Here is a 23,502-nt window from a genome sequence, read left to right as displayed (position 1 = left end):
GCGTGGAGGACAACGACGGAAGTGAAACCCATGAACAAGACCACGAAGGGTGCCCTCGCTGCGGGTGCCGCCGGAATCCTCCTGCTCGGTGGCGCAGGCAGCTACGCGCTGTGGACCGATTCGGAGACCGTGCAGGGCGGCACCATCACCGCCGGCAACCTCGACATCTCCCCGGTGGCGGCCGGCGTGTGGACCGATGTGTCACCCGGTGGAATCAAGACCCCCGGCAACCTGAATATCGCGACGTTCCGCATGGTCCCCGGAGACGTTCTGCAGTACAAGGCGTCCTACAAGGTGCTGGCCGACGGCGAGAACCTGCGCGCGACGATCGCCGCCGATCCGCAGACCATCACACGGGGCGGCGAACTCACGCCGGCGAACACTCCTGTGTCGCTCGTGACCACCTACAACGGCGCTCCGCTCGCGAACAACCAGATCACCGAGGCGGACGACGGCCGTACGGTCGACGTCACGGTCACGGTCACCTTCGTGGAGACGACGCCGAATCAGGTAGGTACGGAAGATTCGGTCAATCTGACCAACTTTCGCATCAACCTGCAGCAGAACGCCCGCACTACAGCGTAATTGGCCGGTCTGCTTGATTCGTAACGACAACCAGTGAGGTGACTCGAAGTGCCGCGGAAGGTGTGGCTGGGGGTGGCGGTCGTCGGCGCCGCCACCCTCGTGTTCGGGTCCGTCCAGAGCACCGGTGCTCTCTGGCGTGACCAGGAGACGGTGGCGGGCGCGACGGTCACGGCCGGAACCATCTCGCTGTCGACCGGTTCCCCGGACGGAACGAACTACACGTTCGGCGCCTTGAAGAAGGATCCGGTTGCCCTGAACGAATTTGTGCAGGCACCACTGGTGATCACCAACACCGGGGACACTCCACTCCGGTTCCGACTCGCTTCTGCCGGCCCCGTCGTCTCGACGACGGGCGCCGGCGCCACCGTCTCGCTGTCGGGAGGCGTCATCACGGACGGTGTCTGCACGTCGACGACCGTCCTGGGATCAGCCTTCACGACCTTCTCGTCGTCCGCACCCTCCACTGTCGCGACGAGTCCTTGGCAGGCTCTTCCGAAAGGTGGAACGCAGACATGGTGCATACGAACGGTTCTGACGCAGGTCACGTCGACCAGCGCCGTCGCCTACACGCACCGCTTCTCGTTCGCCGTGGAGCAGACCCGATGACCGAGTCTTCCGATGCGACGCCTCGTCGCACCGGCCCGCTCTGGTGGATCGGGACGATCCTGTCCTGGGTTCTGCTGATCGGAGTCGTGGGGGTACTGCTCGCGGCGGTCGTGGTGCCCAAGGTCGCGGGCGCTCAGCCGTACACGATTCTCACGCAGTCCATGGAACCCACGTATCCGCCGGGAACCCTCGTCGTCATCCGCCCGTCCGAGCAACTGGGCGTCGGCACCGCGATCACGTACCAGATCGCGTCCGGTCAGCCCGATGTGGTCACGCACCGCATCATCTCGACAGGCCTGGACAAGGACGGTGCCCGGGTCTACACAACGCAGGGCGACAACAATCCGCAGCCCGACCCGAACCCGGTGCAGCCCGGACAGATCCGCGGCGAAGTCTGGTACGACATCCCGTACCTGGGCTACGTGAACAACTGGCTGACCGGTAGTACGCGCACCACGGTCGTCGGCGTCGGCGCGGCTCTGCTCGTCGCCTACGCCGCACTGCAATTCGTCTCGGCAGCGCGCGACCGTCGACGCTCCGGGCGACACGCATCATGATCGCCTTCCTCGACGGATCCGCAGGCGTCCGTGTGCGGGCGATCCTGGCGTCCGGTCTCGTGTTCGGTCTCGGCGCCGTAGGGACCCTCGCCGCCTGGTCGACGTCATCGACGACGACGTCCGGCCAGTTCCTCACCGGGTCGGTGGACATCACCGTCAACGGAACCGAGGGTGCCCCCACGCCTGCCACGATCACACTGCCCGCGGGAAACATCCTGCCCGGCAGGTCGACCGCGGCACTCGTGAACGTCCGGAACGCCGGCAACATCGCCTTCACCTACATCCCGACAGCGGTGACGTCGGCCGGCGGCCTCGGAACCAGCCTGACCACCGCGGTGAGAGCCGGCACGGGTGTCGCCGTCAGTTCTGTCGCGACCGGTCTCACGTGCACGGGCGGTACGACGCCCGTCCTGACCACGTCACGCCCGCTGGCTGTCGGCGCGACCGAGTCGCTGTGTGTGCAGTTCGATCTGTCGATCAACGCAGCCAACACCCTGCAGGGCGTCAACAACACCGTGACGTTCACCTTCGCTGCGACGGGGGTGGGAAGTGCCTGACCAGTCCGATACATCCGATCGGCGGCGCCGGGTCGCCGACCGCGCCCTCACCGCCGCCGCCGTGCTCGGCGCCCTCTGCATCGTGTTCGCGGTCTGCGCCTCCGTGTTCTCGTTGACACCCTTGGTGTTCCGATCGGGCTCGATGGAACCGTCGATTCCCACCGGATCGCTGGCGCTCGCGCGTGGGACGTCCGCGGTGGAGGTTCAGGTCGGAGACGTGGTCAGCGTGGTCCGCTCCGACGGGTCGCGCATCACTCACCGCGTGGACCGCGTCGACTTCGCCGAGGGGGAGACCGCCGTCCTGATCCTGAAGGGTGACGCCAACTCCACACCGGACGCCGATCCGTACATCCTGTCTTCCGCCGACCGGGTCGTCGCGCACGTCCCGTACGCGGGCTACGCAGCGTCCTGGTTGTCCACACCGTTCGCGTGGGTCGTCGGCGGTCTCGCCGCGGCGGCTCTGCTGTACGTCGTTGTACGGCCGACAAGTCTCCGCAGGGAATCGTCCGTCCCGCCCGGTCGTCATCGAGTGCATTCCGGGGTCGCGGCAGCCCTCGTGGCGGTGGTCGTGGTGCCCGGATTCGCGGCGACACAGGGAACCGAGGCGGCCCTGAACGACACTGCGCAAGCCCGGGCCGTCCCGACCGCGGCGACGATGGTCCGACCGGCGAGCTTCACCTGCACCGATTCTCTCCAAGGAAGCAACCGAGCAGCGCTGCTGTCCTGGCCGTCCGTTGATCCGCTCTACGGCTACCGGCTCGTGTTCCAGTCGGAGGCACTGCTCGGTCAGTCGCGCACCGTCAATCTGCCGGCCGGCACCCTGTCGAGTTACCCCCCGGCCGAGATCCTCTCCCTGCTCCAGAACTTCACCGTCTCGCTCTACTCGCGCGTCGGAGAGTTCGTGTCGACTCCCGCCCTGACGCGCCGTATTTCGGTCACCTCGCTGGGATCGAACGGGATCTCGACGTGCGTCACCCCGGGAACGGTCACACCGACGACGACGACGGCGCCGCTCGCGGCCGCCCGCGTCGCACCGACGACGACGGCAACGTCACCATCGACGACGGTTGCACCCGGCACCACGGCTCCGGCGCCCGCATCCACGACGACCGCGCCCCCGGTCACGTCGACGACCACCACGACCGTCGCCCCGGCTCCGACCACCACGCCTCCCGTGACCACGACGACGGCAGCACCGCCGCCTCCCCCGCCGACGAGCACCACCCCGCCGCCACCCCCGGCGAGCGCGTTCGTCGCGGACGGCGGCTCGGCGACCAGCGGCACGACGACGGCATCGGTGTCGGGAAGCACCCTGACGCTCAGCGGACCGGACGGCACGCCGTTCTACTCGCGCGCAGTGTCATCCAGTGCGCGGTACGGCACCGGCGTCGTCTTCTCGAACACCGGCGACCTCTACGTGCTGTCCGATGCGGGGGTATCGCGTATCGTCGTCGCGAACGGCGTCGCCACCGAGAGTGCGGTGTCGACCGCCGAACTCCCCTCGGACATCAGCGCACTCCTCTGACCCTCACCCCGCGAGTACGTCCGAAGTGTCGCGAAAGGGGGTTGCTTCGCGACACTTTCGACGTACTCGCGAGGGGTAAGGGAGCTCGAACTCGGGCACACTGGGGCCACCGACACGAAGGAGACAACCGGTGGACCACAGAGGCGTGCTGATCGACGCGTACGACCGCATCAAGGAAACGGTGCACCAGACTCTGGACGGGCTGGACCCCGCGGCGCTGACGTACCGGATCGACCCCGAGGCCAACACCGTCGCCTGGCTGGTCTGGCACCTCGCGCGCGTGCAGGACGACCACATCGCCGGCGTCGCGGACAGCGAGCAGGTCTACATCGCGCAGGGCTGGAACGACAGGTTCGGCCTCCCCTTCGACGACGACGCCATCGGATACGGGCAGTCGACGGAGGACGTGGGCAAGGTCGACGTCGACGCTGACCTCCTCGTCGGGTACGTCGACGCGGTCCACGCTCGCACCGTCGAGTACCTCGACACGCTCACAGCAGAGGACCTCGACCGTGTGATCGACGAGAACTGGGACCCACCCGTCACACTCGCCGTCCGACTGATCAGCGTCGTGTCCGACGACCTGCAGCACATCGGCCAGGCGGCGTACATCCGCGGAGTGTTCGAGCGTCGGTGATCGTTCTGTCGGACCGTCGTGGGACCGTGTCGACGGCACCCGACGAGAGGACCCCTCGATGACCATCACGACCTGGCCCGCACGGTGGCCGGCCTCCGCCAAGGATGTGGCCGACGGCATCACCCGGTTGTCGGCGGCGCTGCGCGACGAGGATGTCGACGCGAGGTCGGCCGCAGTCTCGGAGTTGGCCTCCCAGAAGGGCGTTCGGGTCGAGGACGTGTACGCCGCGATGCTCCGCCTGCTCCTCGAAGCGGCGCATCCGGACGGTCTGGACGGTGACGATGTGGGTGCGGTGGTACGCGACGCGGCATCGCGTGACCCGGATGTGTCCCCGTCTGACGTCGTGACCGTCGTTCTCGGAACGCTCGGTGTCCATCCCGAGCCGGAACGGCAGGCTTCGGACGACGACAGTCAGGATCCCGAGGATCACCGGGAGTCGCAGACCGTCATCGCGCGGTTGGCGTCGGCGTCCGCGATCCGGGCGTCGGCGGTGGTGACCGAGGCGTTGCTGTCACGAGTCGGTTCGCCCGTCGAGGCCGTCGTCACGATGGTGATCGACGACATCGCCGCTGCGGAGACGATCGAGTGGCCATGACGGGTCGGCAGCGTCACCAGCGGGTAGCTACGGCGCCGTCGGGGTAGATTCGATTTCCATGCGTGAAACGATGACATGGGACCTGTTCGGCACTGCCTCCCGCGAGTTGACGCGCACCGTCGTCGACAGCGGTTTCCGCCCCGACATCGTCATCGCGGTCGCACGCGGTGGGCTCATTCCGGCCGGTGCGCTCTCCTACGCCATGGGCGTCAAGGCTGCGGGAACTCTGAACGTCGAGTTCTACACGGAGGTGGAGGAGACGCTGCCGGACCCGGTGGTCCTGGCTCCTCTGCTCGACACGGACGCCATCGTCGGCAAGAAGCTTCTGGTCGTCGATGATGTGGCGGACTCGGGTCGGACGCTGTCGCTCGTCGTGGGACTGCTGAACGAGCATGCAGCAGAGGTGAAGTCGGCAGTCGTCTACACCAAGCCGCGCACCATCATCACGCCGGACTTCTCCTGGCGGGAAACCGATCTGTGGATCGAATTCCCGTGGTCCACCGAGCCGGTCATCGAACCGCGCTGACTCAGCGCACGGACACCTCGGTGCCGCGCAGCGCCGGCGCTCCGATCAGGGTCGTCCACCCCGGCACGTCCTCCGGCTCGACTCCACTGCCCTGCCCGTAGACGACGGCCAGGGTGTCGCGCTCGATGTCCGACCCTGCGTACGACGCGTCGGTCGGCACAGGGGAGAACTGCGCCGCTTCCGTGTAGGTGATCTCCGCCGGCCCGGGGTTCCGCGACGGAGGCTGGTACGAGCCGTCGTTGATGCCGCTGCCGGGATACTGAGGGAAGAATCGTCCCGGTGCGGTCACGTCCTGGTAGCACGCAGGCGGTCGATCGTCGAACAGTCGAGGCTCGTCCTGATTTGGCAGAAAGCGGCCGCGAGGATTGACGAAATTGACGGTCGCGCGAGCCCCCGGGTATTCCTCGTTCACTCCGAGAATGCGTTCCGCGTCGCCGATCAGGGCGGCGAACTTGGGCAGCGCGCATTGGATGGTGGGTGAGAACTCGGCCAGCAGTTCGAGTGTTCCGCGGGTGTCCCGCGAGAGCGACACGACGGACTCCGCATTAGCGGCGAGTAGGTCGGCAGTGCTCCCGGATGTCGAGACGGCGGAGGTGAGCAGCGTGTCGATCGCCGACTTCTTCTCCACCACGGTATTTCCCGTGACGCTCAGGTTGTCGAGAGCGTCGAGAAGGTCGGGTGCCGCGGTGGAGTACGTCTCGGTGAGGGTGGCGAAGTCCGCGAGATCGGCTTGCAGGGTCGGAAGTTCGTCTCCCAGAGCCGAGAAGATCCGGTCGAGTCTGTCGATGGTGCGTCCGAGCACTTCACCTCGCCCGTCGAGTGCCTGGGCCAGCGCACCGAGCGTCGACGCGAGCTTGTCCGGCGGCACGGCGTCGAGCAACGGCAGCAGGCTGTCGAGCAGCTGGCCGACCTCCACGGCATTCCCGCTGACGTCCTGTTGGATCGTGTCTCCCGCCGAAATGGGGTCCGACGTCGGCCCTTTCGGCGCTTGGAGAGCGACGTACCGTTCTCCGAACAGCGTTTTCGGGAGCAGTCGAGCCGTTACCGTCGACGGGATGGCGGAGGCCTGATCCGCATCGAGGGCGAGGTGGGAGACCACCCGCCCGTCCTGCGTGTCGGCCGACCGAACTTCACCGACGATGACGCCGCGGATCTTGACATCCGCGTTCGGCGGGAGTGCATTGCCGACGGTGTCGGTGACCAGGTCGACCATCACCACGGAACGGAACGCCTTGGAATAGATGAGAGTGCTCATGCCGACAAAGGCGACGACGGCGAGGAAGAAAAGGAGACCGGCCACTCGTCGCGCCATCATCGGCAAATGGTGATCCCCATCACGCCATTTGTCAATGGCCTATCGGTCATTGGTCATGAGCTAGGGCGTCGAGATGTCGATCAACACCTTTCCCGTCACCCCGGACTCCACGGCGGCGTGCGCGTCGGCAGTACGCGAGAGGGGAAAACGGAGCAGCGGTAGGCCGGCATCGTCGCCGACGGGCAGGGCGCCCGCAGCCACGGCAGCCGACACGTCTTCCTTCGCAGCCTCGAGTGCGTCGGTGCCGACGGTGTAGAGGAGAACGAACTGATAGCGGATATTGCCGACCATGCTGGGACGGATGTCGATGGACACGGAATCGCCACCGTTGTTGGCGTAGATCGCCACCGATGCGCGAGGCGCTGCTACTGCTGCGTCCAACTCGGCGTTCTGGGCCGGAGCAACCTCGACGAAGTGGTCGACTCCGTTCGGAGCGAGCTCGCGGATTCGTGCCACCGCGTCGTCGGACCGGTAGTTCACGATGTGGTGAGCACCCGCTGCCGAGGCGAGTTCGGCCTTCTCCGGTCCACTGACCGTCGTGATGACAGTCGCGCCCGCCCACGTCGCCAGCTGGATCGCGGCATGACCGACGGCTCCGGCGCCGCCGGCGACCAGAACCGTCTTCCCCGACAACGCGCCGGGATGCAGCCGCGACGGCCCGTCTTCCGCGACGGTGAGCGCGCGGTGGGCGGTGATCGCGGGAACTCCGAGGGACGCGCCCAGATCGAAGTCCGCGCCGTCGGGGAGGCGGACGACTCGGTCGGACGGCACCACCGTGAACTCCTGCGCCGTTCCCGTGGGGCGCTCGTGCTGGGCGAGCAACAGCCACACACGGTCGCCGATCCCGAGATTCTCCACCGCGGAACCCACCGCGTCGACGATGCCCGCACCGTCCTGGCCGGGCACGACCTCGTCGAACGCGGGCTTGTCACCCGGCTTCGCTCCCGTCCGCGACTTCCAGTCCGTCGGGTTGACGCCCGCCACGACGAGGCGGACTCGCACCTCCTGCTCAGCGGGTTCGGCGATGTCGCGATCGACCGCGGTGAGGACGGAGGGGCTGCCGGTTTCGGTGTACACGATTGCCTTCATGAACACCTCCAACGCGAGGTCCCCACCGTGGTGTTCCATCGACCGATGAACCTGTACGACCTGTTCACTTGACCGATCGCCCGCGATGGCATGAACTCAGCGGGTGGACGACACAGAACACCGCAGTACGTCATCATCTCCGCGTCTGAATCGACGTGGTTTCCTGCGCACCACGACCCTCGCCGCGGGCGTCGGAGCGGCCGCGTCGCTCACGACCAGGACGGCGTCGGCAAGCACGTCACCGGTCTTCCGCCACGGCGTCGCGTCGGGCGATCCCCTCGAGGACGCCGTTCTGCTGTGGACCCGTGTCACGCCGACGCCGGATGCCGTGCCGGGATCCGGCCGTGGTCCGGCCACGACGGTCACGTGGGAGCTCGCGCGCGATGCCGCGATCACCGACGTCGTCCGCTCCGGCTCCGTCACGACGTCCGCCGACAGCGACCACACCGTCAAGGTCGACGTCGGTGGACTGTCCCCGTCCACGACGTACTACTACCGCTTCTCCGCCGCGGGTGAGTCCTCGTCGGTCGCGACCACTCGGACGGCCCCGGCGGCCGACGCCGACGTGGCCAGGCTCAGGTTCGGTGTGGTGTCCTGCGCGAACTGGGAGTCGGGCTACTTCTCGGCGTACCGCCACCTGGCCGCTCGACCCGACCTCGACGCGATCATTCACCTCGGCGACTACATCTACGAGTACGAGACGGGCGGCTTCGAGGGGAAGAACGGAGTCGTCCGGGTCCACGATCCGGTGCACGAGATCGTCACCCTCGCCGACTACCGGATACGCCACGGCCAGTACAAGTCCGATCCCGATCTGCAGGCAGCGCATCGCGGGGTGCCGTGGATCTGCACCTGGGACGACCACGAGTCGGCCAACGACGCGTACGACACGGGCGCGGAGAATCATCAGCCCGCGACCGAGGGCGACTGGGCGACACGCAAGGCGAATTCTGTGCAGGCGTACTACGAGTGGATGCCGGTTCGCGCCGCGGGTACGGCGAACAATCGCCATCTCTACCGCCGACTGCGTTTCGGCACCTTGATGGAACTGTCGATGCTCGACCTGCGGACATACCGCTCGAAGCAGGTGCTCCCGTTCCAGGGCGAGCAGGTCGACTCACCCGACCGCACCATCACCGGCGCCGACCAGATGGCATGGCTGACCTCGGGTCTGACGTCGTCGCCGACCCGGTGGCGCATCGTCGGCAACCCGGTCATGATCACGCCGACGCTGATCCCGCCCCTCGAGCCGGAGGCGGCGCGCGGCGTCACCGAACTGCTCGGCCTCCCCGCCGCGGGTGTGTCCTACAACGCCGATCCCTGGGACGGCTACACCGCCGACCGTCGGCGACTCCTCGATGCCATCCGCACCGCGGGTGTCGACAACACGGTCTTCATCACCGGTGACATCCACTCCTCGTGGGCGTGCGACATCCCGGTCGACGCTGCCGCCTATCCCGCGGCGGGCACCGTCGCCACCGAACTCGTGGTCACCTCCGTCACCTCGGCCAACATCGACGACTTCCTGAAGGTGCCCGAACACACCGTCGGGCGCGTGGCGGAGGAAGCGTTCAAGGCGTTCAACCACCACGTGAAGTACGTGGACCTGGACACGCACGGGTTCGGCGTCTTCGAGGTGACGCCGGCCGGCGCCCAGATGGACCACTGGTACGTCGTCGCCAAGGAGGATCCTGCATCGGCGGCGTACTTCGGCGCGGGGTTCAGGGTGGCCAGCGGAACGCAGACCGTGGCTCCGGCACCGCCGTTGACCTGACGCGGGACGACGTAGACTGGACGATCGTGGCGACGCCCAAGATCGTGCTGTTCTACGTGTTCACCCCGTTGCCGGATCCCGACGCGATCCGGCTGTGGCAGCACTCCCTGGCGTCGGCGAACGGCCTGACCGGGCGCATCATCGTCGCTCCGCACGGCATCAACGTCACCGTCGGCGGGGACGTCCGCGCGGTGAAGAAGTACGTCCGCGGTACCAAGGAGTACGCGCCGTTCGCGGACGCGGACGTCAAGTGGTCGGACGGACGCGGCGACGACTTCCCGAAGTTGAGCGTGCGGGTGCGCCCCGAGATCGTGACGTTCGGAGCGCCCGACGAGATCGAGGTGACACCGGACGGTGTCGTCGGGGGAGGCACGCACCTCGCCCCCGAAGACGTGCACGCGTTGGTCGCCGAGCGCGGCGACGACGTCGTCTTCTTCGACGGCCGCAATGCCTTCGAGGCGGCAGTGGGACGGTTCGACGGCGCCGTCGTCCCCGACGTGGAGAACACGAGGGAGTTCGTCGCCCAACTGGACTCCGGAGTCTTCGATCACCTCAAGTCGAAGCCGGTGGTCACGTACTGCACCGGCGGCGTCCGGTGTGAAGTGCTGTCCTCGCTGATGCGGTCGCGGGGCTTCGACGAGGTCTACCAGCTGGACGGGGGCATCGTGCGCTACGGCGAGAAGTACGGAGACGACGGTCTGTGGTCGGGCTCGCTGTACGTCTTCGACCAGCGCCAGACCGTCGAGTTCTCCGATCACGCGGCTGTCATCGGAACCTGTTCGTGCTGCGGCACTCCCACGTCGCGATACGTCGATCTGGACGACGGCCACGGGCGGGGACTGGTGCTGATGTGTACCGGGTGCCACCCCGCATGACGGCTCTGCCGCTCCCGTTCCGCGACGGATTGGCTCCCCTGCGCATCAGGCTGCCGCACGGAGACCACCCCGACACGACGGTCGAGTACCTCGGGTCCGAATACCCGGACGACGCGTGGGCGTCCGCGATGACGCGCGGCGAGGTGGTCGACGAGCGTGGTCGGCCCTACACCTGTGACACCCGTTATCGCGCAGGCGCATTCGTGTACTTCTACCGAGTCCCCGCCGCGGAGGTTCCCGTCCCGTTCGAACTCGACGTGCTCTACGAGGACGACGCGATCGTCGTCGTCGACAAGCCGCACTTCCTCGCCACGATCCCTCGAGGCCGACACGTCACCGAAACCGCCACGGTGCGGTTGCGCCGACGATACGACGATCCGGAGATCACGCCGGCGCACCGCCTCGATCGCGCCACCGCAGGAGTGCTGTTGTTCACCAGAGCTTCCCGGTATCGACGCGCGTACCAGGATCTGTTCTCGACCGGCTCCCTGACCAAGGAGTACGAGGCCGTCGCGGGGTACGACGCCACTCTCGACTTCCCGCGAACGGTCCGGAGCCGCATCGTCAAGGAGCACGGCGTCATGACGGCGCACGAGGAACCCGGGGAGGCCAACAGCGAGACTCGGGTGGAGATCATCGAGAGGGTGGGCGACGCGGCGCGCTACCGGCTCTTCCCACGCACGGGGAAGACCCACCAGTTGCGACTGCACCTCTCCTCGCTCGGCATCCCGATCCACGGCGACCCGTACTACCCGACGTTCACGTCCGTGGCGCCCGACGACTTCTCGACACCCCTGCAGTTGCTCGCACGCCGGTTGAGCTTCACCGATCCGCTCACCGGCAACCCCCGCACCTTCCGCTCACGGAGGAAACTTCGGCTCATCTGATTCCGGCCGGCCTCCCCGCTGCCTGACCCCGGCCGGCCTTCTGGCTACATGAGCCCGTTGGGGTCGTCCACCTCGACGTCGTGGCCGTCGCTGCGCAGCCGTTCGATCAGCTCACCGAGCAGCCGCACCGCAGCTCCGTTGACCGCTCGGGCGGGCTCGAGCTCGAAGCCGATGCGTGTCGGGTCGTCCGGGAGGTCGGCCAGGACGCGGCTCATGATGTTCTCCGCGCCGGCGAACCGGATGTCGCCCTGCAGCTCGTACACCGTGCGACCGTCCTCCTCACGGGCCCGGCGCACCGCGGAGTGACCGGACGGGGCGATGTCCATCATGTGCAGATCCATGTCCCGCGACAGTCGCTCGAACACCTCGACCCCGCGCACGCTGTTGCCACGGTCGTCGAGTCGTGGGGAGTGGACGGCGATCCCGAGCTGACCGGGCAGGACGCCGATGATCGCCCCTGACACACCGCTCTTCGCGGGAATGCCGACGTTCGCGATCCAGTCGCCCGTGCCGTCGTACATCCCGCACGTGGTCATGGTCGAGAGCACCTGTCGCACAACGGCGGACGTCGCCACCCGGTCGCCGCTCCCGGGATGGACACCGCCGTTCGCCATCGTCGCGGCGAGCATCGCGAGATCGGGTGTGGTGACGTCGATGCTGCACTGCCGGGCGTACCCGGTGACGACCTCGTGTGCATCGCACTCGAGGACCTTCACCGAGGCGAGCATGTGGGCTAGCGCCAGATTCCGGTCGCTCGACTCCATCTCGGCGTCGAACACGTCGTCGTCGATGGAGAGGTCGCGGCCGACGAACGCGGAGTGCAGCGCGAGGATCCGGTCGACGCGATGCTCGACCTCACGCCCCTCGACCAAGGAGTGTGCCGCGATGGCACCGGCATTGATGAGCGCGTTGCGTGGTCGGCCGGTGTCGCGTTCGAGCGAGATCTCGTTGAACGCGTCGCCCGACGGCTCGACGTCGATCTTGCGGTGCACGGCGTCGAGCCCACGGTCGGCCAGCGCGAGGGCGTAGGTGAGTGCCTTGGAAATGGATTGGATCGAGAAGGACGAGTCCACGTCGCCGGCGCAGTAGACCGTGCCCTCGACGGTGACGACGGCGACCGAGAACACGTCGGGGTCGGCCTTCGAGAGGATGCGGTTGCCCGTGAGGACCTCGCCGCCGTCCGAGTCCCGGCAGTCGCGCAGCACGGCCTCCAGGTAGTCGGTGATCGGTGACGTCACCGTGGCCGCCACTCGACGTGCGCGCGCCGGAGGATGTCGTCGGGCGTGACGTCGTGGAGTGCATCGAGGTAGGCCACGGCGAAACTGCCGGGCGCAGTGGCCGACTCGGCGGCGATGTCGGCAGCGACCGTGGCGTGGGTATGCGCCGCGACCGTGGCGAGGCCGTAGTCGTCCACGGCTGCGCAGTACGCGGCGACCAGTGCACCGAGCGAGCATCCGGTGCCGGTCACCTTCGTCATCAGCGCGCTGCCGCCCGTGATCGTCGCGACGCCGTCGGCAGTGATGACATGGTCGATCTCGCCCGACGCCGACACCGCGGTGGCATGGGACAGCAGCCTGCGTGCCGACTCCACGGCGTCCGCCGGATCGTCCGAGCTGTCGACTCCCCGGCCGCGGCTGTCACTGCCCTCGGCGGACAGACCGTCGAGCCCGATGATCTCCGAGGCGTTGCCGCGGACGGCCGCCGGTCGGTGCGTCAGCAGATCCCGAGCCAGCGCGCCGCGCCACGGCAACCCTCCGGCGGCGATGGGGTCGAGGACCCACGGAGTGCCGGCCGCGGATGCCGCCGACGCCGTGGCCAGATAGACCTCGCGGAGCTGAGGCTGCGGAGTTCCCAGGTTGATCAGGACTGCGTCGGCCACCCCGGCGAAGAGTGCGGCCTCGTCCTCGTTGTCCACCATGGCGGCGCTCGCGCCCGCCGCGAGAAGCACGTTGGCCGTGAAACCTGCTGTCACATAGTTGGTCACGGCATGCACGAGAGGTGCGCGATCGCGCATCGACGTGAGGGCATCGGCAACGAGACGGGCTGAATCGGTCATCGTCCGGGTATACCCGCCGAGTGCATCTCGTCACCGCAAGCGGTACCGGTAGCGCACTGTCCATGGTGTGTTGTAGCCTTATCCCAGCTGACAGGTCGTAGTTTTTGTGTGTTCGTGTTTCATGCACGCTCGCTGGGAACTTGTTGTTGCGAGCGTGCGCGTCGTCTGAGGAAACTCGGAATTCGTCACGTTCAGTGCCGGCCCGGGTTTCACACGGTGTGGAGCCCGACATGTCAGCTGTAAAAGGGAGCAAAATCATGACTCAGGGCACCGTCAAGTGGTTCAACGCTGAAAAGGGCTTCGGCTTCATCGCTCAGGAAGATGGACCCGACGTGTTCGTCCACTTCTCCGAGATCCAGGGCACCGGCTTCAAGAGCCTCGAAGAGAACCAGCGCGTCGAGTTCGAGGTGACCTCGGGCGCCAAGGGTCCTCAGGCGAGCGGCGTTCGCGCGATCTGATTTCGGAGTAACCCACCGAAACTTCAACTAGGGCCGGACACCGACAGGTGTCCGGCCCTAGTGCTGTGTCCACAGCCGTGCCGCGCGGGTTTTCGGGCAGACGCGCGGCGCTCGTTCGACGCTCGGGTTAATGTTCCTTCACAGCCACGAGCGAAACGGAGCACACCGGTGCCTAACACCTTCTCCCGAGCAACACTCTCCACCGTCGCAGTCACGAGCGCATTCACCCTGGTCACAGCCTGTGGGTCGGCGCCCGAAGACAACGCGGGCGGCGGCTCCGCATCGGGTGACTTCACCCCCTGCATGGTCTCCGACTCGGGCGGTTTCGACGACAAGTCGTTCAACCAGCTCAGCTACGAGGGACTGCAGACCGCGGCCGGCGACCTCGGCGTCGAGGCCAAGACGGTGCAGTCCAACTCACCGACCGACTACACGCCCAACCTGAACAACCTGGTGGACCAGGGATGTCAGCTGATCGTCACCGTCGGATTCGCGCTGGCCGATGCGACCAAGGCCGCGGCCGAGCAGAACACCGACATCGACTTCGCCATCGTCGACGACTCGTCGATCGAGCTCGACAACGTCAAGCCGCTCACCTACGACACCGCGCAGTCCGCGTTCCTGGCCGGCTATGCGTCCGCGAGCTTCAGCAAGACCGGCGTCGTCGGAACCTTCGGCGGATCGCAGTTCCCCACCGTCACCATCTTCATGGACGGCTTCGCGGACGGCGTGAAGTACTTCAACGAGCAGAAGAACAAGAACGTCCGCGTCATCGGCTGGGACGTCGACGCTCAGAACGGTTCCTTCACGGGCGGTTTCGAGGCCAACGAGGTTGCGAAGAACACCGCGCAGGGCCTCATCGACCAGAACGCGGACGTCGTCTTCCCCGTCGGTGGACCGATCTACCAGTCGGCCGCACAGGCCATCCGTGACGCCAACCGGCCCATCGCACTCGTCGGTGCCGACGCCGATGTCTACGTCTCCGACCCGTCCGTCTCCGATCTGGTACTGACCTCCGTCACCAAGGGACTGGCCACCAGTACCGAGGAAGCAGTCACGGCGGCTGCCGAGGGCAACTTCGACAACTCCCCGTACGTCGGGACGCTCGAGAACGAGGGAGTCGGTATCGCGCCGTTCCACGACTTCGAGTCGCAGGTCGACCCGGCACTGCAGGGCGAGCTCGACACCATCAAGGCAGGAATCGTCGACGGGTCCATCACGGTCACGTCGCCGTCCTCGCCCAGCTGAGATGACATCAGCGCTCGAACGAAAGCCGAAGCTGGAGCTTCGGGGGATCACGAAACGCTTCGGATCCCTCGTGGCGAACGACCGCATCGATCTCACCGTCGAGGCAGGAGAGATCCACTGCCTCCTCGGTGAGAACGGTGCCGGTAAATCGACGTTGATGAACGTCCTCAGCGGCCTCTACCGGGCCGAGGAGGGCGACATCCTCATCGACGGGGACACGCGAACGTTCGCCGGTCCCGGCGAGGCGATGAGCGCCGGCATCGGCATGGTGCACCAGCACTTCATGCTCATCCCTGTGTTCACCGTCGCGGAGAACATCATCCTGGGCAACGAGAAGACCACGTTCGGTGGTCGTCTCGACATCGGGGCAGCCCGCACGCTGGTGCGAGAGGTATCGGCGCGCTTCGGGTTCGACGTCGATCCCGACGCCGTCGTCGGCGACCTTCCGGTCGGCGTGCAGCAACGCGTGGAGATCATCAAGGCGCTCTCGCGCGACGCGGACATCCTGGTGTTCGACGAGCCCACCGCGGTGCTCACGCCGCAGGAGACCGACGAGTTGATGACGATCATGCGTCAACTCGCGGACTCGGGCACCGCCATCGTGTTCATCACGCACAAGCTGCGTGAAGTGCGCGTCGTCGCGGACCGCATCACGGTCGTGCGTCTGGGCAAGGTGGTCGGTCAGGCCGAGCCCACAGCGTCCGACGGGGAGCTCGCATCCTTGATGGTGGGACGTGACGTCCAGCTACGGGTGTCCAAAGAGCCTGCGCAGCTGGGTGATCCGGCTCTCGTCGTCACCGGCCTCACGGTGCCCGGTCCCGCCGGACCCGTCGTCGACGACGTGTCGTTCGAGGTTCGGGCAGGGGAGATCCTGGCGATCGCGGGCGTGCAGGGCAACGGACAGACCGAGCTCGCCGAGGCGCTCCTCGGTCTGCACCCGGCGATGACGGGATCGATCACCCTCGACGGTGCGTCGATCGTGGGGCGCGACGTCCGGGCAGTCCTCGACGCGGGCGTGGGTTTCGTGCCCGAGGACCGCACCGACGACGGGCTCGTCGCCGAGTTCAGCGTCGCCGAGAATCTGATGCTCGATCGCTCCCACGGTGCGCCGTTCTCCGCGCGCGGCAGCATCCTGCGGTCGTTCCTGCGCACGTTCGCGTCGGAGAAGGTGTCGGAGTTCGACATCCGCACCCCCGGCATCGACACTCCCGTCGGGCGGCTGTCCGGCGGAAACCAGCAGAAGGTGGTGCTGGCACGTGAGCTCGGCCGCGACCTCCGACTGCTCATCGCGTCGCAACCCACGCGCGGAATCGACGTGGGATCCATCGAATTCGTCCACAAGCGCATCGTCGCGACGCGTGATGCCGGCACGCCGGTCATCGTGATCTCGTCCGAACTGGACGAGGTCTCGGCCCTGGCCGACCGCATCGCGGTGATGTACCGAGGCGCCATCGTCGGCATCGTGCCGGGTGACGCATCGCGAGAAGAGTTGGGACTGCTCATGGCAGGCGGAAGAACCGAACGCGCCGAGGGCGCTACGTGAGCACGACGGAAGCAACCGCGCCGTCACAGTCGGAATCGGTACTCCGCAAGATCGCCAGTGGCAGTGTGCTGCTGTCGTTCCTGTCGGTACTCATGGCGTTCGTGGTCGGAGCGGTCCTCATCGCCGCCACCGACCCCGACGTGCGGGAGACAGCGGGGTACTTCTTCTCCCGCCCGACCGACATGCTGTCCGCGATCTGGGACTCGGTGTGGGGCGCCTACTCGTCGCTGTTCCAGGGCAGCGTCTACAACTTCCGACGCCCGCGCTTCGCCGACGGCATCCGTCCGCTGACCGAGACCTTGACGTTCGCGACCCCGCTGATCGCCGCAGGACTCGGCGTGGCGTTGGCCTTCCGCGTCGGCATGTTCAACATCGGCGGCCGCGGACAGATGCTGATCGCCGCGGCATGCGCCGGATACGTCGGGTTCACCTTTGACCTTCCGCCCTACGTGCACCTGATCGCCGCGGTCCTCGCGGGCGTTCTCGGCGGCGCCGTGTGGGGCGGTATCGCCGGTGTCCTGCGTGCGAGAACCGGTGCGCACGAGGTCATCGTCACGATCATGCTCAACTACGTCGCGTTCTACCTGATCTCGTATCTGCTGCGGACGCCCGGAGCGCTCCAGGCGCCGGGCTCGAACAACCCCAAGACCCCCGCGATGATGGACGACGCGACGCTGCCGTCGCTGTTCGGCTCGAAGTACTCGCTGCACTGGGGTTTCGTCGTCGTCATCGCAGTCACCGCCGCTGTCTGGTGGTTGCTCGAGCGGTCCAGCACAGGGTTCCGGTTCCGCGTCGTCGGTGAGAATGCGTCCGCTGCTCGTGTCGCCGGTATCAAGGTCGAGCGGGTCTACATCTACTCGATGGTGTTGTCCGGCGCTCTGGTCGGTCTCGCCGGAGTCACCCAGGTTCTCGGCACGGTCACGACCGGGTTCTCCGCGGACATCGACGCAGGCATCGGGTTCGACGCCATCACCGTGGCACTCCTCGGGCGTTCGCGCCCGTGGGGCGTGTTCGCGGCCGGCATCCTGTTCGGTGCGTTCAAGGCCGGTGGTTTCGCGATGCAGGCCGGCGAGGCGATCCCTGTCGACATCGTTCTGGTGGTGCAGTCCGTCATCGTGCTCTTCATCGCCGCGCCGCCGTTGGTGCGCGCGGTCTTCCGATTGCCCGAACCACGAGCGAAAGCGGTGAGCTGATGAGCTCCCTCGCCACCGCCCCTCCCGACGCCGGCGCTCGGTCGGGGTCGTCCTGGAAACTGCCCGTCGTGTTCGGCGTGGTCTCCGTGATAGCACTCCTCGCCTTCGGCGTCCGAGGTGACAGCGGAACCAGCACGTTCTCCCTCGCCAGCGACAGCGACTTCGTCAGGCTGCCCGACGTCGGTCTCCCCGCTCGAGCAACGTGCATCGTCCTGGTCGTGGTGTTGTTCGCGCTCACCGCCTTCAGCGCGGTCCGTACCCGCGCCGGTCGTCGTACCCCGATCGCTGTGACCGCCGTGTTCGCGGTGGCGTTCGTGCTCCTGTTCCTGACCTGGTCCGCCGTGGGGGAGACCATCCCCGTTCCGGGACTCCTGCTGGGCACGGTGGCGCTGAGCACGCCACTGATCTTCGGTGCCCTGGGCGGCGTCGTGTCCGAACGTGTCGGCGTCATCAACATCGCCATCGAAGGGCAGTTGCTGGGCGGAGCGTTCGTCAGTGCCGTCGTCGCCACGCTCACCGGGTCGCCGTATGCGGGCCTGGTGGCGGCGTTGGTGGCCGGAGCCCTCGTCGGCAGCGTCCTGGCGGTGTTCTCGATCCGCTACTTCGTCAACCAGGTCATCGTCGGTGTCGTGTTGAACGTGCTCGTCGTCGGCCTGACCAGCTTCCTGTACTCGAAGGTGCTGGTGCCGAGCGCCGCGACCCTGAACACGCCGCCGCGATTCACGCGCATCGAGATTCCGCTGCTGTCCCAGATTCCCATCGTGGGGCCGGTCCTGTTCCGTCAGACGGTGATCGAATACGTCATGTACATCGCGGTCGCCGCGGTGTTCGTCGGACTGTTCCGCACCCGATGGGGACTACGGCTGCGCGCGGTCGGCGAGCATCCGCGAGCGGCGGATTCCGTGGGCATCGACGTCGCTCGCACCCGCTTCTGGAACGTCTGCCTCGCGGGCGCCATCGCGGGAATGGGCGGTGCGTACTTCACCCTCGGATCCGTCGGTGCCTTCGGAAAGGAGATGACGGCAGGTGCCGGCTACATCGCCCTGGCCGCGGTCATCTTCGGCCGATGGGATCCCGTACGGGCGACCCTCGCGGCGCTGCTCTTCGGTTTCGCATCCAATCTGCAGAACGTGCTGGGCATCATCGGCTCACCGGTACCCAGCGAGTTCATGCTGATGCTCCCGTACGTCGTGACCATTCTCGCGGTCGCGGGCCTCGTCGGAAAGGTCCGTGGACCCGCCGCTGCCGGGCGTCCGTATCCCTGAGATGTTTGTGCGGGTCGTGACCCCGGGAACCCCCCGCGCGGAGCAGGTCGTCCGACCGTCCACGTTTCACGAGAGGACCAACCAGTCATGTCACGTATCGCCGTCGTCGGTGGCCACGGAAAGATCGCCCTGAAGCTCGCCAAGATCCTGACCGACAACGGGCACGAGGTCACCTCACTGATCCGCAACCCGGACCAGAGTGCCGACATCGAGAAGACGGGGGCTACCGCCGCCGTTGCCGACGTCGAGTCGCAGACGACGCCGGAGATCGCGGGAACCGTCACGGGCCACGACGCCGTGGTGTTCGCGGCGGGAGCGGGCGGTGGGGATACCGATCGCACCTATGCCGTCGACCGTGACGCTGCCATCCGCTGTGTCGACGCGGCCGTGTCCGCGGGGGTGCCGCGCTTCGTGCTGGTGTCGTACTTCGGAGCCGGACCGGATCACGGCGTCTCGCCGGACAACTCCTTCTACGCGTACGCCGAGGCGAAGGCCGAGGCCGATCAGCATCTGAAGAACAGCGACCTGGCATGGACCATCGTCGCGCCGTCGAGCCTGACCGACGACGCCGGCACCGGCTCCATCACCACCAAGGAGCAGGGTGCCACGGGCGATTCCGTCAGCCGCGACGACGTCGCCGCCGTGATCGCGGCCGTCCTCGACACACCGTCGACCGCCGGGCGGATGATCGAATTCGACAAGGGCGACACCCCGATTGCCGACGCCCTGACCTGATTTCACCCGATCGGGTGGGAAGCTGAGCGGGTGACCGTTCGACTCTTCGCCACCGATCTGGACGGGACGCTGCTGCGGTCTGACCGCACCATCTCGCCGCGTACTGCTCGCGCGATGGCCGATGCCGCGGCGGCGGGCATAGACGTGGTCTGGGCGACAGCGCGTGCCCGTCATTCGGTCCACGAGTTCGCGACGCAGAGCGGTTTCCGCGGAATTGCGTTGTGCGCCAACGGTGCTGTCGTGATCGACCTCGCCGACGGCACCCCCGTGGTCACGCGCACCGTCGGCATCGACATCGATACCGGCGGTGCCGCGATCGCGCGTCTCCGATCGTTGATTCCCGGAATCGTCTTCGCCGCGGTCGGACCGACGACATTCGCGGCGGAGGCGGGCTACGCAGCCCTGTCCGTGTTCTCCGACCACCATCGCGATCCCGACACCATGGATCTGGCGGGAGAATTCCCGTGGCTCGACGAGACGATGGTCAAGATCGTGGGTCGGCATCCGACGGTGCCCAGCGTGGAGCTCTACCGGACGGTGATCGCGGCGGGTCTCGACGGTGTCGAGGTGACGCATTCGGGCGCCCCGTACATCGAGATCGCGGCGCGCGGAGTCTCCAAGGCCACGGCCCTCGCGCAGCTGTGCGAGGAACGCGGTATCGCGCGACGGGACACCGCGGGGGCGGGGGATGCGCGCAACGATCTGGAGATGCTGGCCTGGGTCGGCACCCCGATCTGCCCGGCCAATGCGATTCCCGAAGTACGTGCGTTGGTGGGGCTGGTGGTGGACAGCAACGACGAGGACGGCGTGGCGTCGTTCCTCGAAGGAGTGACGCGGAGCCGCACCGAGCAGAGTTAGGCTACCCTCAGTCCATGACCGAGCAGACGAAGGGCTGGCAGGGCACCGTCCTGACGTTGATGGGCGGATCGAACGTCTTGCTGACGGTGACGGGGACGCACGACGTGACGCCGCACTACCGCCGCCTCACACTCGATGCAGGCGGACTGTTCACCCGTAAGTCCGTGCACCCGACGATGTGGCTTCGGCTGTGGTTCCCGACGGGCGAACCCGACGCGTCGCTGCATCACCGGGCGTACACGGTGGTGAACCCCGACCCTGCGAACGACACGTTCGACCTCGAGTTCGCACTGCACGAGGGCCCCGCTGCACGGTGGGCCAGGGACGCGGACATCGGCGACACGGTGGAGGCGACGTTCCAGGGGTCGAAGTTCTCGGTTCCCGATCCGTTGCCGGCCGGCTACCTGGTGGCCGGCGACAGCGCGTCACTGCCGGCGATCAATTCGCTGCTCAGCGCACTTCCTGATGACCTACCGGTCACCGTGTGGTTGGAGACCGTGCACGCCGACGACGATCGTCTCCCCATCGCCGCGACCCCCGCGACCACGGTGCATCGGGTACCGCGCAGTGGGCACGGAACATCGATGATCGACGCGGTGACCGCCGGCGTTCGTGACGCCTCCGATCACGCGGCGTGGGTCGCCTGCGACACGGTGACCACCCGCGCGATCGCGGCGGTCTTCAAGAATCGGTATCGGATCTCGCGTAAGTCGATCAAAGCCCAGGGCTACTGGATTCCCTGACTGCGGTCAGCGCCGCCCGTGATAGGTCTTGGCGGCTGTCGTGGACAGCAACGCGACGATGACGAACCCCATCAGACCGTTGACGATCGCCGAACCGAAGGCGGCCGTGATCGCTCCGGCAGCGAGGAACGGCAGCACGATGATCGCGACGACCACCAACCCCGCGATCCAGCTGAAGAACGTGCTGGGGGAGGGCACCGCCTGGAAAAGCAGCAGCATGAACGCGCCCGCCAGGACGGCGGCGAGTGCACCGTAGACCCCGGCGATCCAGGGATCGGTGAGGCCGTACATCCAGAACACGCTGGTGCCGGTCCGGTTGTAGACGGCCTGGACGATGGCGGTGGCCACCCACCCGGCGATGAACGTCGTGATCGCTGTCGCGACGACGCCACCGACGAACGGGCCGACGTCGAACTTCAGACCGGCCGACGACGGTCCCTGCTTCTGCGGTGCGTACGGTTGCCCGCCCGGAGCGCCGTACGCATCCTGCCGACCGTAGGCACGGGTGCGGTCGTCGTAGCCGCCGTTGGGGTCGTAACCGTAGTTCTCGGAGTCGCGCGGATAGCGATCGCTCATCTGACCGGTCCTCTCGATCGGCCGTACCCGTCGACGGGTACGGCGTCCAGTTGCCCAACCCTAGCTGCGGGGAGCGCCTCACCGTGCGGGTCCCCGTCGACCGCGCGCCGCACCGCATCGTCGAGGGCCGAGGTGATCGCGTGGAGGTCGGCGGGTCGAACGCTCACCTGGTCACCCGATATCAGGAGGTAGCGTCCGTCACCCGAGACGTCGATCCACCGGAACCCTCCGCGGGCGGCCAGGGGGCCGTCGACGGCCGAGGCGTAGCCGACGACGACTTCGCCGAGACCCGCTCGGGGCGCGTCCAGTACGGCCATCGCCCGTCGGATGTCGTCGTCACCGGCCGAGCCGTGCAGGTAGGAGGGCGGTGCACCGACGAGGTCGGCCCGCGCCGCGGTCGACGACGCGATCCTGCCGGCCGCCACACGAGGGAGCACCGACACGAGCGTGGGAACGAGAGCCGATCTCGAGACGGCGTGGACATGGACGTCGCCACCTCGGTCCGCGCTGGGGCCGGGATCCTGCGCCACCACCACGCCGAACTCTCCGGCGACGGCGGCCCGCAGTCTGACCGGCCGATCCGACTCACCCGTCCCACAGGCGGTGATCTGTGGTTCGTCGCTGGAGAGCAGGGACAGCGCTGACAGCAGCGCCGCGTCGTCCGCCTGGCGTCGCGCCTCCGATCGACGTGCGAGCAGCGTCTCCGCGGTGCGAGCATCGGTAGTCCACGTGAACGGGAACGGAACTCGATCACGTCCTACCCGTTCCATCGCGACGGCGAAGGCGAGCGAGGTGAGGTGCCAGGTGTGCGCGCCGGTCACCCGATCACCGGCGGCGCCACCAGCGGGAGTTCTCCCACCAGGTCGTCCCCGTTGTCGGCCGTGACCAGATAGCCCGCCGTGCGATGTTCCGAGTCCTGATCTCCGCCCGCTCGGGATCCCGGCATCATTCCTCCGGGTCCGTACCCGGCGGCGCGGCCGCCGCCGGTTCCGCCACCCGAGGCGCTCTGCAGGATGCGGGAGTCCGATCCTCTCCCACCGAACGCCGACGGACGTCCGGACGGCCGCGACAGCGGAGCCGCCGACGACCCGGAGCGTCCCCCGGTCTGCCCTCGACCGGCAGAGCCGACCGCCCTGCCCGCTCCGGCCGCGGACGTCGGGGCGGCGACGACACCGGAGCTCCCCGGTCCGGTACCGGGAGCGCCCGCACCGGGCGAGGACGACGGCCCCGGCGCGGGCGGCGTCGACTGCGCCGCGGTGGTCGGACCGTCGGTCGACGCCGCGGTGGTGTCGACCGACG

General features: G+C 67.5%; 25 protein-coding genes and 1 pseudogene. 19 read left to right on the top strand and 7 right to left on the bottom strand.

Annotated elements, in window-relative coordinates:
• Positions 1-30: 30 nt before the first annotated feature.
• The 8 genes from RU01_RS12285 to RU01_RS12250 all read left to right on the top strand — a co-directional run bounded on the left by RU01_RS12285 (position 31) and on the right by RU01_RS12250 (position 5,588).
• Positions 31-585, top strand: a complete 555-nt coding sequence (locus RU01_RS12285) for an alternate-type signal peptide domain-containing protein (protein ID WP_042574851.1) — start codon at positions 31-33, stop codon at positions 583-585.
• Positions 586-633: 48 nt separating this feature from the next.
• The gene (locus RU01_RS12280) at positions 634-1,191 is read left to right on the top strand and encodes a hypothetical protein (RefSeq protein ID WP_042574850.1); all 558 of its coding nucleotides are present in this window, start codon (positions 634-636) and stop codon (positions 1,189-1,191) included.
• Positions 1,188-1,748 carry a signal peptidase I gene (locus RU01_RS12275; RefSeq protein WP_042574849.1) on the top strand — a complete coding sequence of 187 codons (561 nt, stop codon included), beginning with the start codon at positions 1,188-1,190 and terminating at the stop codon, positions 1,746-1,748. Before RU01_RS12280 ends, RU01_RS12275 begins: the two co-directional genes overlap by 4 nt.
• Positions 1,745-2,305, top strand: a complete 561-nt coding sequence (locus tag RU01_RS12270; protein WP_042574848.1) for a hypothetical protein — start codon at positions 1,745-1,747, stop codon at positions 2,303-2,305. The genes RU01_RS12275 and RU01_RS12270 overlap by 4 nt, the downstream gene beginning before the upstream one ends.
• Positions 2,298-3,830, top strand: coding sequence for a signal peptidase I (locus RU01_RS22145; protein ID WP_052493258.1), 1,533 nt, complete (start codon positions 2,298-2,300; stop codon positions 3,828-3,830). Before RU01_RS12270 ends, RU01_RS22145 begins: the two co-directional genes overlap by 8 nt.
• Positions 3,831-3,960: 130 nt before the next feature.
• Positions 3,961-4,467 carry a mycothiol transferase gene (locus RU01_RS12260; RefSeq protein WP_042574847.1) on the top strand — a complete coding sequence of 169 codons (507 nt, stop codon included), beginning with the start codon at positions 3,961-3,963 and terminating at the stop codon, positions 4,465-4,467.
• Between the two features lie 58 nt (positions 4,468-4,525).
• Positions 4,526-5,062, top strand: a complete 537-nt coding sequence (locus tag RU01_RS12255; RefSeq protein WP_042574846.1) for a hypothetical protein — start codon at positions 4,526-4,528, stop codon at positions 5,060-5,062.
• Positions 5,063-5,120: 58 nt separating this feature from the next.
• On the top strand, positions 5,121-5,588 hold the full coding sequence (locus RU01_RS12250) for a phosphoribosyltransferase (RefSeq protein ID WP_042574845.1): 468 nt from the start codon (positions 5,121-5,123) through the stop codon (positions 5,586-5,588).
• A 1-nt stretch (position 5,589) separates the two neighbouring features.
• On the opposite strand, the gene RU01_RS12245 is transcribed toward RU01_RS12250, so the two are convergent.
• Both RU01_RS12245 and RU01_RS12240 read right to left on the bottom strand, forming a co-directional pair.
• The gene (locus RU01_RS12245; protein ID WP_042574844.1) at positions 5,590-6,900 is read right to left on the bottom strand and encodes an MCE family protein; all 1,311 of its coding nucleotides are present in this window, start codon (positions 6,898-6,900) and stop codon (positions 5,590-5,592) included.
• A 63-nt stretch (positions 6,901-6,963) separates the two neighbouring features.
• A complete protein-coding gene (locus RU01_RS12240) occupies positions 6,964-7,992 on the bottom strand; it encodes an NADPH:quinone reductase (RefSeq protein ID WP_042574900.1) in 1,029 nt (342 codons plus the stop codon).
• A 103-nt stretch (positions 7,993-8,095) separates the two neighbouring features.
• Between RU01_RS12240 and RU01_RS12235 the strand changes: the two genes are divergently transcribed.
• Genes RU01_RS12235 through RU01_RS12225 form a run of 3 tightly spaced genes read left to right on the top strand, consistent with a single transcriptional unit; the run spans position 8,096 to position 11,528 of the window.
• Positions 8,096-9,766: an alkaline phosphatase D family protein gene (locus RU01_RS12235; RefSeq protein ID WP_197074761.1), complete on the top strand. Its 1,671-nt coding sequence runs from the start codon at positions 8,096-8,098 to the stop codon at positions 9,764-9,766.
• Between the two features lie 26 nt (positions 9,767-9,792).
• Positions 9,793-10,641 (top strand): oxygen-dependent tRNA uridine(34) hydroxylase TrhO, encoded by an 849-nt coding sequence (trhO, locus tag RU01_RS12230; RefSeq protein WP_042574843.1) that lies wholly within the window; start codon positions 9,793-9,795, stop codon positions 10,639-10,641.
• Positions 10,638-11,528, top strand: coding sequence for a pseudouridine synthase (locus RU01_RS12225; protein WP_042574898.1), 891 nt, complete (start codon positions 10,638-10,640; stop codon positions 11,526-11,528). Before trhO ends, RU01_RS12225 begins: the two co-directional genes overlap by 4 nt.
• Before the next feature lie 44 nt (positions 11,529-11,572).
• On the opposite strand, the gene glsA is transcribed toward RU01_RS12225, so the two are convergent.
• Entirely contained in the window at positions 11,573-12,766 is a 1,194-nt protein-coding gene (gene glsA, locus RU01_RS12220; RefSeq protein ID WP_042574897.1) for a glutaminase A, read from the bottom strand.
• Positions 12,763-13,584 carry a hydroxyethylthiazole kinase gene (thiM, locus tag RU01_RS12215; protein WP_042574842.1) on the bottom strand — a complete coding sequence of 274 codons (822 nt, stop codon included), beginning with the start codon at positions 13,582-13,584 and terminating at the stop codon, positions 12,763-12,765. Before thiM ends, glsA begins: the two co-directional genes overlap by 4 nt.
• A 257-nt stretch (positions 13,585-13,841) precedes the next feature.
• Here thiM and RU01_RS12210 point away from each other — a divergent pair, with 257 nt between their 5' ends.
• The 8 genes from RU01_RS12210 (at position 13,842) to RU01_RS12175 (ending at position 21,627) form a co-directional block, all read left to right on the top strand.
• Entirely contained in the window at positions 13,842-14,042 is a 201-nt protein-coding gene (locus tag RU01_RS12210; protein WP_027504730.1) for a cold-shock protein, read from the top strand.
• A gap of 168 nt (positions 14,043-14,210) precedes the next feature.
• A complete protein-coding gene (locus tag RU01_RS12205; RefSeq protein ID WP_042574841.1) occupies positions 14,211-15,290 on the top strand; it encodes a BMP family lipoprotein in 1,080 nt (359 codons plus the stop codon).
• A gap of 70 nt (positions 15,291-15,360) precedes the next feature.
• Positions 15,361-16,833 (top strand): ABC transporter ATP-binding protein, encoded by a 1,473-nt coding sequence (locus RU01_RS12200; protein WP_269430126.1) that lies wholly within the window; start codon positions 15,361-15,363, stop codon positions 16,831-16,833.
• Complete coding sequence (locus tag RU01_RS12195; RefSeq protein WP_231568692.1) at positions 16,830-18,026, top strand: ABC transporter permease; 1,197 nt, start codon at positions 16,830-16,832, stop codon at positions 18,024-18,026. The genes RU01_RS12200 and RU01_RS12195 overlap by 4 nt, the downstream gene beginning before the upstream one ends.
• Positions 18,026-19,291, top strand: coding sequence for an ABC transporter permease (locus RU01_RS12190; RefSeq protein ID WP_042574839.1), 1,266 nt, complete (start codon positions 18,026-18,028; stop codon positions 19,289-19,291). The genes RU01_RS12195 and RU01_RS12190 overlap by 1 nt, the downstream gene beginning before the upstream one ends.
• 87 nt (positions 19,292-19,378) lie before the next feature.
• Positions 19,379-20,026, top strand: a complete 648-nt coding sequence (locus RU01_RS12185; protein WP_042574838.1) for an SDR family oxidoreductase — start codon at positions 19,379-19,381, stop codon at positions 20,024-20,026.
• A gap of 30 nt (positions 20,027-20,056) precedes the next feature.
• The gene (locus RU01_RS12180; RefSeq protein WP_197074760.1) at positions 20,057-20,884 is read left to right on the top strand and encodes an HAD family hydrolase; all 828 of its coding nucleotides are present in this window, start codon (positions 20,057-20,059) and stop codon (positions 20,882-20,884) included.
• 14 nt (positions 20,885-20,898) lie between these two features.
• Positions 20,899-21,627 carry a siderophore-interacting protein gene (locus RU01_RS12175; RefSeq protein WP_042574836.1) on the top strand — a complete coding sequence of 243 codons (729 nt, stop codon included), beginning with the start codon at positions 20,899-20,901 and terminating at the stop codon, positions 21,625-21,627.
• A 6-nt stretch (positions 21,628-21,633) separates the two neighbouring features.
• Here the strand turns inward: RU01_RS12175 and RU01_RS12170 are convergent, their stop codons facing one another.
• From RU01_RS12170 to RU01_RS23175, 3 genes and pseudogenes are all read right to left on the bottom strand, one after another.
• Positions 21,634-22,203, bottom strand: a complete 570-nt coding sequence (locus RU01_RS12170; RefSeq protein ID WP_052493257.1) for a hypothetical protein — start codon at positions 22,201-22,203, stop codon at positions 21,634-21,636.
• Positions 22,200-23,024 (bottom strand): ESX secretion-associated protein EspG, encoded by an 825-nt coding sequence (locus RU01_RS12165; protein WP_042574835.1) that lies wholly within the window; start codon positions 23,022-23,024, stop codon positions 22,200-22,202. The genes RU01_RS12170 and RU01_RS12165 overlap by 4 nt, the downstream gene beginning before the upstream one ends.
• Positions 23,021-23,502: pseudogene (locus RU01_RS23175) on the bottom strand (hypothetical protein); the annotation flags it as partial. The gene RU01_RS12165 and the pseudogene RU01_RS23175, both read right to left, overlap by 4 nt.

The organism is Rhodococcus sp. MEB064, assembly GCF_000834565.1.
GTDB lineage: Bacteria > Actinomycetota > Actinomycetes > Mycobacteriales > Mycobacteriaceae > Rhodococcoides.
Note: the sequence above shows the minus strand (reverse complement) of the source record. Positions and strands in the feature narration are given on the sequence as shown.

Coding starts and splice junctions, on each gene's coding strand:
- RU01_RS12210 (WP_027504730.1), top strand. CDS start 13,842: ATGACTCAGGGCACCGTCAAGTGGTTCAACGCTGAAAAGGGCTTCGGC.
- RU01_RS12240 (WP_042574900.1), bottom strand. CDS start 7,992: ATGAAGGCAATCGTGTACACCGAAACCGGCAGCCCCTCCGTCCTCACC.
- RU01_RS12190 (WP_042574839.1), top strand. CDS start 18,026: ATGAGCTCCCTCGCCACCGCCCCTCCCGACGCCGGCGCTCGGTCGGGG.
- RU01_RS12245 (WP_042574844.1), bottom strand. CDS start 6,900: ATGGCGCGACGAGTGGCCGGTCTCCTTTTCTTCCTCGCCGTCGTCGCC.
- thiM (WP_042574842.1), bottom strand. CDS start 13,584: ATGACCGATTCAGCCCGTCTCGTTGCCGATGCCCTCACGTCGATGCGC.
- RU01_RS12185 (WP_042574838.1), top strand. CDS start 19,379: ATGTCACGTATCGCCGTCGTCGGTGGCCACGGAAAGATCGCCCTGAAG.
- RU01_RS12250 (WP_042574845.1), top strand. CDS start 5,121: ATGCGTGAAACGATGACATGGGACCTGTTCGGCACTGCCTCCCGCGAG.
- RU01_RS12225 (WP_042574898.1), top strand. CDS start 10,638: ATGACGGCTCTGCCGCTCCCGTTCCGCGACGGATTGGCTCCCCTGCGC.
- RU01_RS12270 (WP_042574848.1), top strand. CDS start 1,745: ATGATCGCCTTCCTCGACGGATCCGCAGGCGTCCGTGTGCGGGCGATC.
- RU01_RS12275 (WP_042574849.1), top strand. CDS start 1,188: ATGACCGAGTCTTCCGATGCGACGCCTCGTCGCACCGGCCCGCTCTGG.
- RU01_RS12170 (WP_052493257.1), bottom strand. CDS start 22,203: ATGAGCGATCGCTATCCGCGCGACTCCGAGAACTACGGTTACGACCCC.
- RU01_RS12175 (WP_042574836.1), top strand. CDS start 20,899: ATGACCGAGCAGACGAAGGGCTGGCAGGGCACCGTCCTGACGTTGATG.
- RU01_RS12255 (WP_042574846.1), top strand. CDS start 4,526: ATGACCATCACGACCTGGCCCGCACGGTGGCCGGCCTCCGCCAAGGAT.
- RU01_RS12285 (WP_042574851.1), top strand. CDS start 31: ATGAACAAGACCACGAAGGGTGCCCTCGCTGCGGGTGCCGCCGGAATC.